Genomic DNA, 19,161 nt, shown 5'->3' with positions numbered 1-19,161 from the left:
TTGATAATAATTCAAACAAACTATAAATAGCAACGAAAAAATAGAAAATTAATGAGAAAAATTATAGATATTAGACAATTTGTGTGCTAATATAATAAATAACTTGTGTGAAAATCGATAAATTCAAATGGAGGTAAAGCTATGCTTTCAAAAAAATCTGCAGTTCCGTTTAGAGGAACGAAGGAGCAGGAAGAAGAACTGCTTAAGGTGATCGAAGAATTGAAAGATGAAAAAGGCGCTTTGATGCCGATCATGCAGAGAGCGCAGGACATCTATGGATATCTGCCGATCGAGGTCCAGAAGATTATCTCAGACCAGACGGGAATCCCGTTAGAGAAGATTTATGGAGTGGCAACATTTTATGCACAGTTTAATCTGAGTCCGAAGGGACGATATCAGATATCTGTCTGTCTTGGCACGGCATGCTATGTAAAGGGATCCGGCGATATTTATAACAAGCTGATGGAAAAGCTTGGTATCGTGGGCGGAGAGTGTACGCCGGATGGAAGATTTTCGCTGGATGCGTGCCGTTGTATCGGGGCCTGTGGGCTGGCGCCGGTCATGACGATCAATGAAGAAGTATACGGACGCCTGAAGGTGGAGGATATAGATGATATCCTTGCGAAATACGAGTAGTGGTTAACTTGATTAGAAGTGGAGGGACAGAATGAAATCTCTGGAAGAATTACGGGTAATTAGAGAGCGTATGCAGGGAACAGTGGCATACCGCTCAGAACACGAATCTCTGGAAGAGGCTGTAGCTTCTGAGCACGGCAAGTACCGCACTCATGTGCTGGTATGCGGAGGAACAGGATGTACATCATCCGGCAGCCAGAAGATCAGAGAACGTCTGGATGAAGAGATTCGGAAGAACGGACTGGAAGAGGAAGTATGTGTGATCAAGACAGGCTGTTTTGGCCTGTGTGCGCTGGGACCGATTATGATCGTGTATCCGGAGGGCGCGTTTTATTCTATGATTAAGGAAGAAGACATTCCTGAGATTGTAGAAGAGCATTTGGCAAAGGGCAATGTAGTGAAGAGACTGCTTTATGATGAGACGGTGAAGGGAGAAGATGTACTTCCGCTGCAGGAGACGAATTTCTATAAGAAGCAGCACCGTGTGGCACTGCGTAACTGTGGCGTGATCAGTCCGGAGAATATTGACGAATACATAGGTACAAGAGGATATGAGGCGTTAGGTAAGGTGCTGACCGAGATGACACCTGCAGAAGTTATTCAGGTGATGCTTGACAGCGGACTCAGAGGAAGAGGCGGTGCAGGTTTCCCAACCGGTATGAAATGGAAATTCGCGGCAGCGAATGAAGCAGATCAGAAATACGTCTGTTGTAACGCCGATGAGGGTGACCCGGGTGCATTTATGGATAGATCCGTACTGGAAGGTGATCCGCACGTTGTACTGGAAGCCATGGCGATCGCAGGCTATGCCATTGGGGCGTCACAGGGATATATCTACGTGCGTGCAGAGTATCCAATCGCAGTAGAACGTCTGAATATTGCGATTAAGCAGGCAAGAGAATACGGACTGCTTGGCGAAGATATATTTGGATCAGGATTTGATTTTGATATTGAGCTTCGTCTGGGAGCAGGAGCATTTGTCTGCGGAGAAGAGACCGCACTGATGACTTCGATCGAGGGTAACCGAGGAGAACCGAGACCGCGTCCGCCATTCCCAGCATTAAAGGGACTGTTCCAGAAGCCGACAATTCTGAATAACGTAGAGACGCTGGCGAATATCCCACAGATTATCCTGAACGGACCGGAATGGTTTGCATCGATGGGAACAGAGAAGTCCAAAGGAACCAAGGTATTTGCTCTGGGAGGCAAGGTCAATAATACCGGTCTGGTAGAGATTCCGATGGGAACGACTCTGCGGGAGATTGTAGAAGAGATCGGCGGAGGCATTCCGAAGGGCAAGAAGTTCAAGGCTGCGCAGACCGGAGGTCCGTCCGGCGGATGTATTCCGACAGAGAATTTTGATGTACCGATCGACTATGATAACCTGATCGCGATTGGTTCCATGATGGGTTCCGGTGGTCTGATTGTTATGGATGAAGATACCTGTATGGTAGATATTGCCAAATTCTTCCTGGAATTTACTGTGGATGAATCCTGTGGCAAATGTGCACCGTGCCGTATTGGTACCAGACGTATGCTGGAGATCTTAGAGAAGATCACCAAGGGACAGGGAACGATGGAAGATCTGGACCGTCTGGAAGAACTGGCAGCGCATCTGAAGTCGAATTCACTGTGTGCGCTTGGTCAGACAGCACCGAATCCGGTACTCTCCACCTTGCGTTATTTTAAAGATGAATACATTGCCCATATTGTGGATAAGAAATGTCCGGCAGGTGTCTGTAAGGATCTGCTGCAGTACAAGATCAATGCGGACAAATGTAAGGGTTGTACGCTTTGTGCACGTATCTGTCCGAATGGTGCGATCAGCGGTAAAGTAAAAGAACCACATGCGATCAATCCGGAGAAATGTTTGAAATGTGGTGCATGTATGGAAAAATGTCGCTTCGGTGCGATTTATAAGGAATAAGGGAGGATAGAGAATATGGAAACGGTTAATCTTACAATCAATGGACTGAAAGTATCTGCACCGGCCGGCTCTACGATCCTTGAGGCAGCACATGCAGCCGGAATCAGAATTCCTACTCTCTGCTATTTGAAGGAGATCAATGAGATCGGTGCATGTCGTATGTGTGTAGTAGAAGTAAAAGGAGCCCGTAATCTGGTAGCTGCCTGTGTACATCCGGTCAGTGAAGGGATGGAAGTGTATACGAATACACCGAAGCTGATTTCATCCAGAAAGAAGACATTACAGCTTCTGCTGTCGAATCACGATAAGAAATGTCTGTCCTGTGTGCGCAGCGGTAACTGTGAATTACAGCAGCTCTGCAGGGAATATGGCGTGGATGATGAGAATTATTTTGCAGGTGAGAGTAATCACTATGAGTTGGATGATTCCGCAGCGCATATGATCCGTGACAATAACAAATGTATCTTGTGCCGCAGATGCGTGGCTGTCTGTGAGAAAGTTCAGGGAGTCGGCGTGATCGGAACCAATAACCGTGGATTTGCGACCTTTATCGGTTCTGCATTTGACATGGGACTTGGAGAGACCAGTTGTGTATCCTGTGGACAGTGTATCGCAGTCTGTCCGACCGGTGCATTATATGAAAAAGATTATACAGATAAGATTATAGAAGCAATCGCTGATCCGGAGAAATACGTGGTCGTTCAGACTGCACCATCTGTCAGAGCCGCGCTTGGCGAAGAATTCGGTTATCCGATGGGAACGGATGTGGAAGGCAAGATGGTAGCAGCGCTCAGAAGAATCGGATTTGACCGTGTATTTGATACGGACTGGGCAGCAGACCTGACGATTATGGAAGAGGCACATGAGCTTCTGGATCGTGTACAGAATGGTGGAAAGCTTCCGCTGATCACATCCTGCTCGCCTGGATGGATCAAATACTGCGAGCACTATTTCCCGGATATGACAGAGAATCTGTCCAGCTGCAAATCGCCGCAGCAGATGTTTGGGGCGATGGTGAAGACTTACTTTGCCGAGAAGCAGGGTATCGATCCGAAGAATATCGTATCGGTCAGCGTGATGCCATGTACGGCCAAGAAGTTCGAGATCGGAAGAGATCATCAGAATGCAGCCGGAGTACCGGATGTGGATATTGCCATCACTACCAGGGAACTGGCACGACTGATCCGTCGTTGTGGTATAGAATTTACTGCACTTCCGGAGGAAGGCTTTGATGATCCGATGGGTGAGTCTACGGGAGCGGCAGTAATCTTTGGAGCGACCGGCGGTGTTATGGAAGCAGCTCTTCGTACTGCGGTGGAGACATTGACGGGAGAAGAACTTGCTAATCTGGAATTTACAGATGTGCGTGGCACAAAGGGCATCAAAGAGGCTGAATATCAGGTGGCAGGCATGGATATTCGTGTGGCAGTTGCTTCGGGACTTGGCAATGCAAGAGAACTTCTGGAGCAGGTGAAATCTGGTGAGAAACAGTATCACTTTATCGAGATCATGGGATGTCCGGGCGGATGTGTCAACGGAGGCGGTCAGCCGCAGGTATCCGGTGATGTGCGTAATTTCACTGATGTACGTAGTATTCGTGCAAGCGTACTGTATCGCAATGATCAGGCGAAGGTAATCCGTAAATCGCATGAGAATCCGGCAATCAAGAAACTGTATGAAGAGTATCTGGGAGAACCGGGAAGCAAGAAAGCACATGAGACATTGCATACAACCTATGTAAAACGCACAGTTAATTAAGGATAGCCCATAATATTTTAGAAGGGTGGAAATGCATTGCATTTCTGCCCTTTCTTCTATACAATAAAAGCAGAATATCTTTGATGTCTGACATCAATGAGGGAGGCTGTAATGGGAAACTATCAATATTATTTATTCGATCTGGATGGTACGCTGACGGATTCAGGAGAAGGAATTATGAATTCAATCCGTCATGCTTTGCATAAATTTGGAATTACAGAGTATGAGGAAACGACATTGCGTAAGTTTATCGGACCACCGCTTGCAGAGTGCTTTCAGAAGTATTTTGATCTGTCACCGGAGGAAGCACGCAAGGGAATCGATTATTACCGGGAATATTATACTGACGGGGGAATGTTTGAAAATGAGGTCTATCATGGCGTAAAAGAGCTGTTAGAGGGCTTGAATGCGAAAGGAAAGACATTGATTGTTGCTACGTCAAAGCCTGAGTTATTTGCGGAGCAGATTCTGGAACATTTTGATCTGGCGAAGTATTTTGCCTGTATTGCCGGAGCGTCTATGGACGAGACCAGAGTGCATAAAGATGATGTGATTGCTTATGCATTGCAGAAGTATAAAGGAATTGATCATAAAAAAGCGGTGATGATCGGCGATCGTTCGCATGATATTATGGGCGGTAAAGCGAATGGCATGGATACGATCGGAGTGCTTTATGGATTTGGAAACCGGGAAGAATTAGAAGAAGCCGGAGCTGATATTATTGTGGAGACACCAGAAGAAATATTGAGATATTAAGGTATGTGAGGAGGGCTTTGCATGAAGGTCATTGATTTTAAGGATGCCAAATGCAGACATTGTTACAAATGTGTCCGTTATTGTGAGGTAAAGGCAATTTCAGTACAGAATGAACAGGCGCATATTATGGAGGATCACTGTATTCACTGTGGACAGTGCCTGGAAGTCTGTCCGCAGAATGCCAAGACATTTGCCAGCGATATGGAACGGGTGAAGGGATATCTTCAGAGAGGTGTGCGTACGGTGCTTTCACTTGCACCGTCATATCTCAGTGTACTTGACTTTGATCAGCCCGGACAGGTGGTAGATGCACTTATGAGGCTTGGGTTTGATGAAGTGCGGGAAACAGCAGAAGGTGCAGCATTAGTCACAGAAGAGTATCAAAAGCTACTTAAAAGTGGACAGATGACGAACATCATCTCTACTTGTTGTCCAAGTATTAATGATTTGATCGAGAAATATTATCCATCATTAGTCCCGATGATGGCTCCTGTTGTATCTCCGATGATTGCACATGGACGTCTGATTAAGCAGATGTATGGACCAGATGTGAAAGTCGTCTTTCTGGGACCTTGTATTGCTAAAAAAGCAGAAGCAGTTGGAGATGAGCGGGTAGAGGGAGCAATTAATGCCATTTTGACATTTGAAGAGGTTATTCGTTGGTGGAGAGAAGAAGGTATCAGGGTTAAGGAATGCGAAGACAAGCCGATGGGTAATCCGGATCCGGGGGTGAACCGGTTGTATCCAATAGGCGGAGGTGTGATTACCTCCGTGTTGACAGAAGGACCGGAAGATCATTATGAGAAATTTCATGCAGAGGGAATTAAGACATGTATGGAATTGCTGGATGAACTGACACGTGGAGAGGTAAAAGGCGGATTTTTTGAACTAAATGTATGTAAAGGTGGATGTGTAAAAGGACCGGCTGCTGAGCGGTGGAAGCGTTCTATGCTAAAAGCAAGGCTGGATCTGGAGCATCAGGTGAAATATACGGAAGAAGCTGTGCATATAGAACATGAGCCAATTCTTCTGGATAAGGTATTTGAAGATCGTTACATCCAGGATAATCAGCCAACAGAACGAGAGCTTACAGAAGTGCTTCGCGCCATGGGAAAATATACAAGACAGGATGAACTGAATTGCGGAGCGTGTGGATATGCTACCTGCAGAGCCAAAGCAGAAGCTGTATATCAGGGCAAGGCAGAGATCAGTATGTGTCTGCCACACGCAGTGGCACAGGCTGAATCCATGTCGAATCTGGTGATGGACGCGACACCGAACATGGTCTTGATTGTTGATCGGGATATGCATATAAGGGAATGTAATAAAAGAATGCTGGATAAGCTGGGAATTTCCCGAGAAGAGGCACTGGAGCGATATATTTTTGAATTTATTGAGGTTGAAGATATTGAACAGGTGCTGGAAGATAAAAAATCCATTTTAAGGAAACGAATTCAGTTAGAAACACTTGATGTTATTGCTAAAGAAACGATTGTGTATATAGAGTCGGTGGATTCGGCATTGGTTGTCTATCAGGATGTGAGCAAAGAGGAAAAGGCGAGAGAACAGCACATGAATCTGAAGATGGAGACGATTGATATCGCGCAGAAGGTCATTGATAAGCAGATGATGGTAGCACAGGAAATTGCCGGACTGCTGGGAGAGACTACAGCAGAGACCAAAGTGACGCTTTCTAAGTTGAGAGATTCGATTCTGGATGACGGAGAGGATTAAGATGAGTGTAAGTGTAGATATTTGCTGGAAAAGTTTTAACAAGAATCGTGAAGAATTGTGTGGAGATAAAGTCGAAGTACTGAAAACAGAAGATTCCAGTATTATTATTCTTGCAGATGGTATGGGAAGTGGAGTAAAAGCGAATATTCTTGCAACGCTGACGTCTAAGATTCTGGGAACTATGTTTCGGGAAGGGGCTGCAATTGATGCCTGTGTTGAGACAATTGCCCGTACACTGCCTATCTGTAAAGAACGGGAAGTAGCATATGCAACCTTTAGTATCCTGCAGATTTTTCGAGACGGAGAAGCCTATCTGGTAGAATATGATAATCCAAAATGCGTGTTTATACGCAACAAAGAAATAATAAACTATCCTTACCAGGAACGCGTAATTGAAGGAAAGAAGATTCGTGAGTATCGTTTTCATGTAGAACTCAATGATTGTTTCGTACTGATGAGTGATGGGGCAATCTGGGCCGGCGAAGAAGAAACTATGAACTATAACTGGGAGTGGGATGACATGGCAGCTTATACGCTAAAATGTACGAACGAGACATTGTCGGCAGCAAGACTGGCAGCTATGCTCAGCCAGGTGTGTTACGACCTGTATGGACAGAAGCCGGGAGATGATACAACCGTTGCAGTAACCAGAGTTATCCGCAGACAGGTGGTCAATATCTTCACAGGTCCACCGTCCAGAAAGGAAGATGATGAGCGGGTTGTACATGATTTTATGAAGCAGGAAGGCAAGAAAGTTATTTGTGGCGGTACCAGTGCCAATGTGGCATCTCGTGTATTAAAACGGGAGATCGTAACGCTGGTCAAGCATGCAGATCCAAAGATTCCGCCAATGGCAACAATGGAAGGTCTGGATCTGGTAACGGAAGGCGTATTGACCATAGGAAGTGCGCTGGATCTCCTGCACCGCTATGAAAATGATGATTTTGATGAAGCATTTTTTGATACACTGGATGCAGAGAACGGTGCAGCCAAGCTTGCAAGGCTGTTGATCGAAGAGTGTACGGATCTGAATCTTTTTGTAGGAAAAGCACTAAATCCTGCACACCAGAATTCCAATTTGCCATTCGATCTCAGTGTGCGTATGAATCTGGTAGAACAGCTGAAGGATTGTGCAGAGCGGATGGGTAAACATGTGACAGTGAAGTATTATTAGACTGTATTGAAAAAGAATTATTAAAAGTAGTAAAATGGCAGGTGATATTATGAAGGTCGAAGAAGTTATAAGTGAGGTTGCAAAACTTTGCAGAAACTTTCATGCTAAAGAAGTGATTTTATATGGATCAAGAGCAAAAGGGACTGCGAGAGAGCGAAGTGATATAGATATCGCGGTCACGGGAGTAAAGAATTTTGATATACTTGAGGAAAAGATAGAAGAATTGCCAACATTGTATAGTGTTGATTTGTTGAATATGGATACTTGTAGAAATGATTTGTTAAAGGAGGATATCAGACAGTATGGACGAGAAATTTAACAGACGTTTTGTGTCTTTTACTAAATCCCTGGATGCATTGGCAGAAGCCAGGGAAAGAGACCTTTCAGACTCTTTTGTGCTGAGCGGGACCAGTGCTAAATTCAGTATAACATTTGATCTGGCATGGAAAGTAATGAAAGACATATTGATTCAATATTATGCAATTATTGGATTTGTATCAGGATCTCCGAGAGAAGTACTTAGAGAAGCTTTTAAAGCAAATCTGATTTCAGATGAAGTATGGATGGAAATGTTGAAAGTAAGAAATGAACTTACACATGATTATGATTGTGAGATCGTGAAGGCTCATTGTAATACGATTGTAGAAAAATATATTGATTTATTCTATGATTTCAAAAATGTGGTAAATGAATTAATGTTATAAAATAGAGGGAATGAGTATGATAGCTTTTGGTTATGAAAAAGATAATGATGAAGAAAAACTGATGAAATTGAGTGAAACTACGTTACAATGCAACAACGAAGAACTGGATAGAATTATAGATTTTCTAAATCGGATTAAGAATACAAATTATGAAGCAGGAGATCATTATCACTACAGAGATTTTAATAAGAAGTGGACTTCAGAAGAATCGGATTTTATTATTTTTTTAGAAGAAGATGTAGAAAGTTCGAGATAAACATATTTAATAGTAGATATGTTATATTTGACATTTTACTCTGACTTTGCTAAAATACTCACCTGTGAACAAAAATTCTAAGAATTTAATATGATAGAGCGTTGATTTTCAATGCTACGGTTGGACATCCATAATCCATAATTCGGGTTATGGATGTTTTGATGTATGGTGGAATAATATTGACAGTGGAAAATCGGAAAGGAGAAGTATGGAGAACGAATTATTTGAACAGACATCAGTGCCGAAAGCTTATATGAAGCTTGCGTTTCCCGTGGTAATGAGTATGATGGTTTCGCTGGTTTATAATATGGTGGATACATATTTTATCGCATTGACAGGAGTGCAGGAACTGGTGGCGGGAGTGTCGTTGGCGGCACCGATATTTACGATGATGATTGCGTTTGGAGATATCTTTGGACTTGGTGGAAGTTCGGTAATCTCCCGGCTGTTTGGACAGAAGAGAAATATGGATGCGAAGAGAGTCAGTGCATTCTGTGTCTGGGGATCGATTGTATTTGGCATCTGTGTGACGATCATACTGTTATTGTTCCGGCCGCAGATTCTTCGGGTATTGGGAGCAAATGATGTGACAATGCAGTATGCCAGTGGATATTATACATGGATTGCGATAGGAGCAGTGTTTATCATATTTGGACTTGTGCCGACCAATATTCTCCGCACGGAAGGACTGGCTGCACAGGCAATGCTTGGTTCTATTATCGGTTCTATCGTGAATATTATTCTTGATCCGGTATTTATCTTTGGATTGAAACAAGGGGCGGCAGGAGCTGCAATCGCAACGGTGCTTGGCAATATGGCAGCGGATCTTTATTATATGTATGCGATGATGAAAAAGGCAAACCGTTTGTCAGTGGCAATTACGGAGACCAGAATTTCCGGGCATATGATAGGTAACATTCTGTTAATTGGCATTCCGGCATCAATCACAAATCTCATGCAGAGCTTTATGGTCATGCTGACGAATCATTTCCTGCTGGAGTACGGAACGGACAAAGTCGCAGCCATGGGAATTGCATTAAAAGCCAATATGCTCACGGCTCTGATACTGGTCGGATTTGCATTTGGCGGTCAGCCGCTTGTAGGATATAATTATGGCGCAAAAAACGAAAAAAGATTAAAAGAAATATTAAAGTTTGCATATTTGTTTGAGATGGGAACCGGACTTGGATTTGCAGTACTTGTCAGTATCTTTGCACCTACAGTTATCCGAGTATTTATGAATGATCCGGGGATTGTAAATAATGGAGCTATGATGCTTCGGTATCAGCAGTTCGGTATGATGTTCATGGCAGTAACGCTGGTATCAACCTGTGTCTGCCAGTCTGTGGGAAATGCGTCGGGAGCACTTGTGCTGTCGATCAGCAGACAGGGCGTAGTTTATGCCATGACGATTGTTGTTCTGTCCAAAATATTTAGATATACAGGAGTGCTGGCGGCACAGGCATGTGCAGATGTGCTGACGGCGGTGATGGCCGGACTTATTATCAGGCATATCTTTTTCCGACATAAAGATCATAACGTATAATACAAAAATCATGCCTGTCACAGCAGAGAAGCTGGCAGGCATGATTGAAGATGCGATCGCAGGCAGGCTGGATTAATTAGCGTTCGACTTTTACTTTTTTTAATTCTACGCAGGATCTGTTATAGGTCAGTGCCAGGATTATCTGAGTGATTCCGACTACAAGGATTGCCAGGACACCTGTGTGGAAGAACAGATGTGACAGCATGGTGAGAAGAAGCAGGAAACTAAGACATTTACTTGTAAATGAAAATGCTTTATATGCGCTCTGGTAAATGACTTCTTTTTCGGCTTCGTCACAGCTTTCCAACCATTGCTGCTGGAATTTCATAGAAGATACATCCCCTTTCTTTTCTGGATGTGTCTTCTGCAGCAGCTTTATATAGCGTGCCTGCATAATACCGTCATAGAAGACGCAGATTAAAAATGTGAGGCAGGCACCGAGTGCGATGCTGTGGTGCAGATAATCCATAGAATAACCAAATGCTAATAGTACGATGCCTCCTATATAAGACAGCAGGTTGCTGGTCATCAGCATGGCACCGGTCTTTTCTTCTTTATAATCTAATTCATCAAATTCTTCGTCATCAGCATTCGCGAGACTGTTGCAGATGTTCTTTAATCTGGAATAATAGATCTCCTGCAATATAATTGAAAGTACAGTGATCAGAAGCAGTCCCGGAAAGATCATATTCTGAATACCTGAGATTAATTTCTGCGCAGCCTGATTGAACAAATTTCCGTTGTTAATCGAGAGCAATACAGCTGCTGAAGCACCCAATATAGCACCGACGATGGCACCGGCAGCCATTTTTAATGTCAGTTTGCTAAGACTGGTTGTTTTTAGGTTATCTTTATTTTTCATGGGTTTCATCCTCCTCATATTCAAATATATCTTCAACTTTTACATTACAGATCATTGCAAGCTTTAATGCCAGTGTTACAGAGGGCGAGTAGTCTCCGCGTTCGATTAGACTGATGGTCTGTCTGGATACTCCGGCAAGTTTTCCAAGCTCTGTCTGGTTCATGCCTAATTTGGATCTATGTTCTTTTAAGCGGTTCAGTAACGGCAATCTAAGATCCTCCTTTATGATAAAATGACAACTTTATTTGTCAAAAATAGGATAGCATTGACAACTATCTTTGTCAATATGTTTTGACAACTTTTCTTGTCATTATAAACTATGCATATTATTTGATATGTGTGAAAACTATGTTATACTTATCAAAACAATACTTTGAAATCAAGGAGGTGCAGCCATGAGGTTTGAGGATGAGAAGGATTATATCATGCGTATGATCAAAGAAATGGTCAGTGTGCTGTTTTCTATTTTGCTCGGCAAGCAATATGTATCCGTGGATGAAGAGAGGAAGAATGGATATGAAGTGTCGGGAACAGATTTGAATGATCTGCTGGATATGATCGACAATGGACAGATTAATGAGGCGGAGAATCTCATGCTGGATGACATTGATTACAGTGATAAAAAGGAACTGGCGGCAGCGTTGCTATTCTATCAATATCTTTCTGAAAAGAAGAAAGATTTTCTGTGGGATCATGATTATTCGGACGAAGAAATCCTGGATGGTGCGAAACAGATATTGCAAAAAGCGGGATATGGGAATATCGTAAAGATTATGGAATAGAATTATATATGATTGAGAGGCAGTATGATGAACGAAAGAAATTACAGTAAAGTACCAGTATTTGAGAATGGAATGGCGCAGCCGGTATTTCCATTTACGGATGGCAAGACAGGTGCAGATTATAATCCGGAGACTTCGAGTATTGTGAGATATGCGGTATATGTGGAGTCTGATTATGATATGGACGGAGATGGAAAGCGAGACCTGGTCAAAGCAGTTGTACAGGTTCCAAGAAGTGCGGTGGAGGGAAATTACAAAGCCGCAACATTATTTGAAGCTCGTCCGTACTGTGCAGGTGTGAATGAAGATGGATATCCTCATATGAAAGAAGTGGCAGAAAAGGAATACCGCTATTTTGATTTTGCAGACCTTGAGCGAGAGGTTCCGGCACGTGTTCCGACTGGAAGTATCGGTGCAATGGAGCTTGCCCTTCAAGCTAATCCGTCAGACTGGTATTATCCGGATAAAGGTAATAACGATAGCATGGTCTATAGCAATCTGGATACTTTTAATTATTACCTTGTTCGTGGCTTTGCGGTTGTGCTGTGTGGTGGATTCGGTACGCTTGGTTCAGATGGATTCAACTATGTGGGATCCGATTATGAGAGAGATGCATTCAAATTCGTGGTAGAATGGCTGCATGGAGACCGCGTGGCATATGCGAATCGTGAGGGAACGATCCAGACGAAGGCAGACTGGTCGAATGGCAATGTTGCAATGACCGGAAGGTCTTATGCGGGAACTATGCCATTTGCGGTGGCAACAACAGGAGTGGAAGGTTTGAAGACGATCATTCCAATCGCAGGAATTGCAGACTGGTATTCCCAGCAGAATATGCAGGGAGCACAGCGTTACTGGCCGAAAGAAGTATTGAACAGTTTTCTCGCTTACTACTGTTCCAGCCGTTATCATGACGAATCATTATCTGAAAAACAGTTGGATGATATGGCAGCATTTCACCATGAACTTAGTCTTCGGCAGTTAAAGTGTGGATTTGACTACGATGAGGAATTCTGGGGAAGCGGTAATTACTGCCTGAATGCAGATAAGATCCGATGCACCGCATTGATCGTGCATGGACTGAATGATGAAAATGTGTCTACCAAGCAGTTTGAAATGATGTACAAGTCCTTTAAAAAGGCAGGTCGGAATGTGAAGCTGTTACTGCATCAGGGTGCGCATATTACACCGACCATGTCAAACAGGGAATATGGAATCCTGGTGGATGGACAATTCTATGATGACATTGTTAACAAATGGATTTCTTATTATCTGTATGATGTGGATAATCATGCTGAGGATATGCCGGCAGTATTGGTACAGACGAATTACGATCAGAAGAAATGGGAGACGGCAGAGTCCTGGGAGACGGCATATGCCATGAATCTTGCATGTGAAGAGACGGGAACGACTGTCATCGATACAGATTGGGAAGCAGCAGGTGTCAGTGCCGAAAACTTTGATGAGCGGATGGCATTGCAGTCCGGCAATATGAACAGACGATATATGACTTCTGCTTTTGAGGAAGCAGTAACCATACAGGGAACCGTGTGCGTGAAGCTTAAGGCGGCATTAAAAGACGGTGATGCAGAGCAGGACTTCCATCCGGAGAACAGAAATGATGTGGATACATTGACCATGAAGCTTGGTGATTCCAGCATTTCCGGAAAGATGGACGATGTGGAGGTTGCATTGCTGCTCTGTGATGTATGTGATGAGAAGTTTGACAGCATCCAGAGTGTGGATCCGGAAAGAAATACGATTCCGGTAGAAAAAGTGAAAGCAGGTGGCGTGATTAACGGCGGAGATATTCCGGCATTTGATGAAGTTGAATTTGCCACTGTACATAAGAACTATCGTGTGATCACTCGTGCGTTTGCGGACCTCTGTAATCCGGAAGCCGGTTATGATCCGGTAACAGCAACGAACAGTATCGAGCTGAAAAAGGGCGAATATCATGACTATCACATCTATATGAATGCGACCAGATACACAGTCGAGTCTGGACACAGACTTGCGCTTGTAATTGCAACCGAAGATCCGGTGAATTGCCTGATCCATAAGACCTATGCGGTTGAGATAGAGAATGCTTCAGTAGAAGCGAAAGTACCGGTGACAAAGGATACAGATGATAGGCTGATCAAAGCAGACGAATAAAGAGAAAGATAAGGGCGTGTAAAAATGAAGAATCATTTTTACACGCCTTTTTATTACGGTTATCTCAACTGTGCAATTGTCTTGAAAAATGCCGGATAGGACACATCCACGCACTGGCTGTCTCCGATTACGGTATCCCCTTCAGCAACCAGTCCTGCAATGGCAAATGCCATAGCAATCCGGTGATCTAGATGACTGTTGATATGTGCACCTTTTAATGCGCCGGTGCCTTCGATGATCATACCGTCATCGGTCGGAGTGACGGTGCCGCCCATTGCCCGGAGGTTTTGGACTACGGTGTCGATGCGGTTGGTCTCTTTGACTTTCAACTCAGCAGCATCCCGGATGATGGTAGTGCCTTCGGCAAAGGCGGCCATGATGGCGATCACTGGGATCTCGTCGATCAGTGTCGGGATGATGCTTCCTTCTACGACGGTTGCCTTGAGCGGTGAATAACGCACGAGAAGGTCAGCGGTCGGTTCGCCGCCGGCAGAAGTCTCGTTTAGATAAGTAATATCAGCCCCCATAGCTTCGCAGACCTTTAAGATACCGGCGCGGGTAGGATTGATACCTACATTTTTGACCAGGATCTCGGAACCCGGTACCAGAAGTCCGGCTGCGATAAAGTATGCGGCGGATGAAATGTCACCCGGAACCTGGATCTTCTGTGCATAAAGCTCTTCGCATGGGGTGATGGATGCAGTAGCAGTTCCGTCTGCGTGTGTCTCGGATGCAATATTGGCACCGAAGCCTGTTAACATCAGCTCTGTGTGATTACGCGACAGCACCGGTTCTGTGACAGCGGTTGTGTCATCTGCGTATAATCCAGCCAACAGGATCGCGGATTTGACCTGCGCAGAAGCAACTTTGGAATGATAATGGATACTGTGAAGTGTGCCCGGTTCAATGCGGAGTGGCGCACAGTTATTTCCATCGATACTTGTTATCTTGGCACCCATGGAATTCAGCGGCTCCATGATACGTGCCATCGGTCTGGAATTTAAGGAGTCATCACCGGAAAGGATGCTGCTAAAATTCTGCCCCGCCAGAATACCGGAAATCAGTCTGGTGGTAGTGCCGCTGTTGCCGGTGTCCAGTGTGGAATCCGGGGCAGACAGACCGTGCAGGCCTTTGCCGTGTACAAGGATCCGTTCCGGTGTATTCTCAATCTCGATTCCCATTTTGCGGAAACAGCTGATCGTTGACAGACAGTCTGCTCCCTGCAGGAAATTCGTAATCTCTGTGGTGGCTTTGGCAAGTGCTCCGAACATCACAGAACGGTGGGAGATGGATTTGTCTCCCGGTATGATAACGCTCCCTTTTAATCCGGTTGACGGAGCGGTAATCGTTGCTTCTTTCATAGTATGCTATCCTTTCTGCTGAGTATATATGATCTGTGCCTTAACGTACGTATACCACATAACGGTGCTTCTGAAGCAGTGCGGCTGCCCGTGAAGAGGAATCCTCATCGTAGAATTCGATACGAAGTACGCCTTCTTCAAACTCCCTGTTATGGATGATTCCGATATTTTTAATACTGATATTGTTGGATGCAAGGATGGTTGCGATCGTAGCGATTCCACCGGCTTCATCAATAATATCACAGTATACGGCAAATACTTTTTTAATCGGACCGGATGAGCGGTTCGGAATCGAATTGCGGTAATTTCTGGAGCTGTCAAACCACTGGTAAATGCCCTGCTCGTCTTCGTCTTCTATTATAGAAGCAATCTGTTTCAGCTCATCCATATATGCGTCCAGGATATTGAGAATATTGTCTTTGTTCTTCAGGCAGATATGCTGCCACATAGTCGGTGAGGAAGAAGCGATGCGAGTGATGTCCTTGAATCCTCCAGCGGCCAGCAGCTTCATCAGTTCGTCTTTCGTGTCTACCTGCTTCACGTAGTTGACCAGAGAGGATGCGATGATATGTGGAAGGTGACTGATCGTACCTGTTACATAGTCATGCGTTTCGCAGTCCAGCTCAATTGGCAGTGCTTTCAGACTTTCAATGAGAGTAGTGTATGCATCCACTTTTTCACGGCTGACTTCTTTTGTCGGAGTCAGCACAAAGTAAGCATTCTCCAGTAACATTGCCTTGGAATTTGGGTAGCCGCTTTTTTCGGAGCCAGCCATCGGGTGTCCACCGATAAAGTTCGCATCCATGCCAAGGCGGTGCACTTCTTTGTGAATGCCGGTTTTCACGCTTCCTACATCAGTAAGAATCGTATCTTTATCAAGAAATGGCTTCACCTGAGGCAGGTAAGCATTATTATAAGAGACAGGTGCACACAGGAAAATGTATCCGCAATTCCGAAAATTCTCATCAATGGTAGTCGCGGCTACATCAATCAGAGATTCCTGAGTAGCCAGTGCCAGAGTCTCCTTATTCTTGTCAAATGCAACAATCTGATAATCCGGATAGTACTGGCGTATTGCCTTTGCGAGTGAGCCTCCGATCAGGCCAAGTCCGATAAATCCAATCTTTTTCTTCATATGTCATACCTCCGAATTCGTCACGATAATGACATTTTACTACCGTAGAACTTTTTTTGTCAATGATTTTACGATTTAAAGCGAAAAAGTATAATTGATTGTAAAAATTGTATATAAGTGTTGAAAATATCTGAAAATTTTAGTACAATATAACCATACTCAATCGAGTGTAAGATTTTACAAATTAAGGAGGCAGCGAAATATGAAGGTTTACAGAACAGACGAGATCAGGAACGTGGTCCTGTTGGGACACGGAGGCAGTGGAAAAACCAGTCTAGTTGAGGCCATGGCTTATGTATCAGGCGCTACGAATCGTATGGGTAAAGTTTCAGACAGCAATACGATCAGCGATTTTGATAAAGAGGAACAGAAACGCGGATTTTCAATTGGTACAACACTTGTTCCGATTGAATGGGAGAAAGCAAAGATTAACGTATTGGATACGCCGGGATATTTCGACTTCGTAGGCGAAGTAGAAGAAGCAGTCAGTGCAGCAGATGCAGCAGTTATCGTAGTATCTGGTAAAGCCGGTGTAGAAGTTGGAACAGAGAAGGCATGGGAACTCTGTGATAAGTATAATCTGCCTCGTATGATCTATGTAACTGAGATGGATGTGGATGATGCCAGCTTCCGTCAGATTGTAGAAGATCTTACCGAAAAGTATGGAAAAGTGATCGCACCGCATTTTTCACCGATTCGTGAGAATGAAAAGCTGGTGGGATATGTCAATATTATCAAGAATGCAGGAAGAAGATACACCGGTATCAGCCAGAGAGAAGAGTGCGAGATTCCGGATTACTGCATGGAATACGTAGAGAAGTATCGTGAGAAGCTACTTGAGTCTGTAGCAGAGACAAGTGATGAATTTATGGAGAGATATTTCGCAGGAGAAGAATTCTCTGTTGAAGAAATTCGTGCAGCCATGCGTACAGAAGTTATGGAAGGTACAATCGTACCGGTGGCTATGGGATCTAATATTCAGGCGCAGGGTGTTGCGAATCTCCTGTCTGATATCGTAAGATTCTTCCCGAGTCCGGATTACAGAGAGTGTATCGGTGTGAACCGCACGACCAACGAGATGTTTGAAGGTCATTATAACTTCGCTTCTCCAAAGACAGCGTATGTGTTTAAGACAATGGTAGATCCGTTTATCGGTAAATATTCTTTCATAAAAGTATGCTCTGGTGTGTTAAAGGGCGATGATGTCATGTACAATGCATCTTCAGAGACGGAAGAGAAGCTTGGTAAGATCTATACCATGTGTGGTAATAAGCCGATGGAAGTCAGCGAGATGTTTGCAGGAGATATTGGTGCCATTGCCAAGCTGTCTCCGAATACGAAGACCGGTGATACACTTTCAACCAAGAATAATCAGATACTCTATGGCAAGACGGATTACTCTAAGCCTTATACATATATGAAGTATGTATGCAAGAACAAAGGCGATGAGGATAAGGTATCTCAGGCTCTGCAGAAGATGATGGCAGAGGATGTAACTGTAAAGGTAGTGAACGACAGCGAGAATCGTCAGACACTACTGTATGGTATGGGAGACCAGCATCTGGAAGTACTTGCAAGCAAGCTGGCTGCCAGATACAAATGTGAGATCACACTGGAGACACCAAAGGTTGCATTCCGTGAGACTATTAAGAAGAAATCTGACGTAGATACCAAGTATAAGAAACAGTCCGGAGGACATGGACAGTATGGACATGTTAAGATGCGTTTTGAGCCATCCGGAGATCTGGAGACACCATATGTGTTCGAAGAAGAAGTAGTTGGCGGAGCAGTTCCGAAGAATTACTTCCCGGCAGTAGAGAAAGGACTTCAGGAATCTGTTCTGAAGGGACCTCTTGCAGGATATCCGGTAGTTGGAGTAAAGGCTGTTCTTTATGATGGATCTTATCATCCGGTAGACTCATCTGAGATGGCATTCAAGACTGCTACGATTCAGGCGTTCAAGAAAGGCGTGATGGAAGCAGGTCCGGTACTTCTGGAGCCAATCGCGTCTGTTAAGGTTACCGTACCGGATGATTATACCGGTGATGTTATGGGAGATCTGAATAAGCGCCGCGGTCGTGTGCTTGGCATGAATCCGGTTGGAAGCGGCAAGACCGTGATTGAGGCAGATGTGCCGATGACAGGTATGTTCGGATACTGTACCGTACTTCGTTCTATGACAGGCGGAAGAGGAACTTACGAATACGAATTTGCACGCTACGAACAGGCTCCGTCTGATGTGCAGGAAGCTGAGATCGCAAAACGCGCAGAGGAATAGTTGGAATAAATATGATAAGGGATATGCTCTTTTGAGGGCATATCCTTTTTAAATGCCGGTCTTCATGTTATAATGTGTTCATTGCAAAGAGAAAG

17 protein-coding genes are annotated in these 19,161 nt (G+C 44.3%); 13 read left to right on the top strand and 4 right to left on the bottom strand.

All coding sequences use genetic code 11. From position 1 onward, the window contains the following. The first annotated feature begins 141 nt into the window (after positions 1-141). The 10 genes from OCV65_RS05170 (at position 142) to OCV65_RS05125 (ending at position 10,491) form a co-directional block, all read left to right on the top strand. Positions 142-636, top strand: a complete 495-nt coding sequence (locus OCV65_RS05170; RefSeq protein ID WP_118384040.1) for an NADH-quinone oxidoreductase subunit NuoE family protein — start codon at positions 142-144, stop codon at positions 634-636. 31 nt (positions 637-667) lie between these two features. Continuing rightward, positions 668-2,563: an NADH-quinone oxidoreductase subunit NuoF gene (nuoF, locus tag OCV65_RS05165; protein ID WP_262581188.1), complete on the top strand. Its 1,896-nt coding sequence runs from the start codon at positions 668-670 to the stop codon at positions 2,561-2,563. A 15-nt stretch (positions 2,564-2,578) separates the two neighbouring features. Continuing rightward, on the top strand, positions 2,579-4,321 hold the full coding sequence (locus tag OCV65_RS05160) for an NADH-dependent [FeFe] hydrogenase, group A6 (protein WP_262581186.1): 1,743 nt from the start codon (positions 2,579-2,581) through the stop codon (positions 4,319-4,321). 111 nt (positions 4,322-4,432) lie between these two features. After that, positions 4,433-5,077 carry an HAD family hydrolase gene (locus tag OCV65_RS05155; protein ID WP_118384043.1) on the top strand — a complete coding sequence of 215 codons (645 nt, stop codon included), beginning with the start codon at positions 4,433-4,435 and terminating at the stop codon, positions 5,075-5,077. A gap of 21 nt (positions 5,078-5,098) precedes the next feature. Next, entirely contained in the window at positions 5,099-6,811 is a 1,713-nt protein-coding gene (locus OCV65_RS05150; protein WP_262581185.1) for a [Fe-Fe] hydrogenase large subunit C-terminal domain-containing protein, read from the top strand. 1 nt (position 6,812) lies between these two features. Further along, entirely contained in the window at positions 6,813-7,985 is a 1,173-nt protein-coding gene (locus tag OCV65_RS05145) for a serine/threonine-protein phosphatase (RefSeq protein ID WP_262581183.1), read from the top strand. Between the two features lie 49 nt (positions 7,986-8,034). Further along, positions 8,035-8,304 carry a nucleotidyltransferase family protein gene (locus OCV65_RS05140; RefSeq protein ID WP_118384056.1) on the top strand — a complete coding sequence of 90 codons (270 nt, stop codon included), beginning with the start codon at positions 8,035-8,037 and terminating at the stop codon, positions 8,302-8,304. Further along, positions 8,288-8,689, top strand: coding sequence for a nucleotidyltransferase substrate binding protein (locus OCV65_RS05135; RefSeq protein WP_262581180.1), 402 nt, complete (start codon positions 8,288-8,290; stop codon positions 8,687-8,689). Before OCV65_RS05140 ends, OCV65_RS05135 begins: the two co-directional genes overlap by 17 nt. A 16-nt stretch (positions 8,690-8,705) precedes the next feature. Next, a complete protein-coding gene (locus OCV65_RS05130; RefSeq protein WP_118384046.1) occupies positions 8,706-8,945 on the top strand; it encodes an Imm32 family immunity protein in 240 nt (79 codons plus the stop codon). A gap of 208 nt (positions 8,946-9,153) precedes the next feature. Next, a complete protein-coding gene (locus tag OCV65_RS05125) occupies positions 9,154-10,491 on the top strand; it encodes an MATE family efflux transporter (protein WP_262581179.1) in 1,338 nt (445 codons plus the stop codon). Positions 10,492-10,567: 76 nt separating this feature from the next. On the opposite strand, the gene OCV65_RS05120 is transcribed toward OCV65_RS05125, so the two are convergent. Both OCV65_RS05120 and OCV65_RS05115 read right to left on the bottom strand, forming a co-directional pair. Next, the gene (locus OCV65_RS05120) at positions 10,568-11,353 is read right to left on the bottom strand and encodes a DUF3169 family protein (RefSeq protein ID WP_262581177.1); all 786 of its coding nucleotides are present in this window, start codon (positions 11,351-11,353) and stop codon (positions 10,568-10,570) included. Next, positions 11,343-11,561: a helix-turn-helix transcriptional regulator gene (locus OCV65_RS05115; protein ID WP_118384049.1), complete on the bottom strand. Its 219-nt coding sequence runs from the start codon at positions 11,559-11,561 to the stop codon at positions 11,343-11,345. The genes OCV65_RS05120 and OCV65_RS05115 overlap by 11 nt, the downstream gene beginning before the upstream one ends. Positions 11,562-11,748: 187 nt before the next feature. On the opposite strand from OCV65_RS05115, the gene OCV65_RS05110 reads away from it, so the two are divergent. Beyond that, complete coding sequence (locus OCV65_RS05110) at positions 11,749-12,135, top strand: DUF6483 family protein (protein ID WP_118384050.1); 387 nt, start codon at positions 11,749-11,751, stop codon at positions 12,133-12,135. Positions 12,136-12,159: 24 nt separating this feature from the next. Beyond that, positions 12,160-14,292, top strand: a complete 2,133-nt coding sequence (locus OCV65_RS05105; protein ID WP_262581175.1) for a CocE/NonD family hydrolase — start codon at positions 12,160-12,162, stop codon at positions 14,290-14,292. Between the two features lie 59 nt (positions 14,293-14,351). On the opposite strand, the gene aroA is transcribed toward OCV65_RS05105, so the two are convergent. Further along, entirely contained in the window at positions 14,352-15,653 is a 1,302-nt protein-coding gene (aroA, locus tag OCV65_RS05100; RefSeq protein ID WP_262581174.1) for a 3-phosphoshikimate 1-carboxyvinyltransferase, read from the bottom strand. Positions 15,654-15,693: 40 nt separating this feature from the next. After that, complete coding sequence (locus OCV65_RS05095; protein ID WP_262581172.1) at positions 15,694-16,788, bottom strand: prephenate dehydrogenase; 1,095 nt, start codon at positions 16,786-16,788, stop codon at positions 15,694-15,696. A 202-nt stretch (positions 16,789-16,990) separates the two neighbouring features. On the opposite strand from OCV65_RS05095, the gene OCV65_RS05090 reads away from it, so the two are divergent. Continuing rightward, positions 16,991-19,066: an elongation factor G gene (locus OCV65_RS05090; RefSeq protein ID WP_118383806.1), complete on the top strand. Its 2,076-nt coding sequence runs from the start codon at positions 16,991-16,993 to the stop codon at positions 19,064-19,066. The last annotated feature ends 95 nt before the right edge of the window (positions 19,067-19,161 follow it).

The organism is Dorea ammoniilytica, from assembly GCF_025567415.1.
GTDB lineage: Bacteria > Bacillota > Clostridia > Lachnospirales > Lachnospiraceae > Claveliimonas > Claveliimonas ammoniilytica.
Note: the sequence above shows the minus strand (reverse complement) of the source record. Positions and strands in the feature narration are given on the sequence as shown.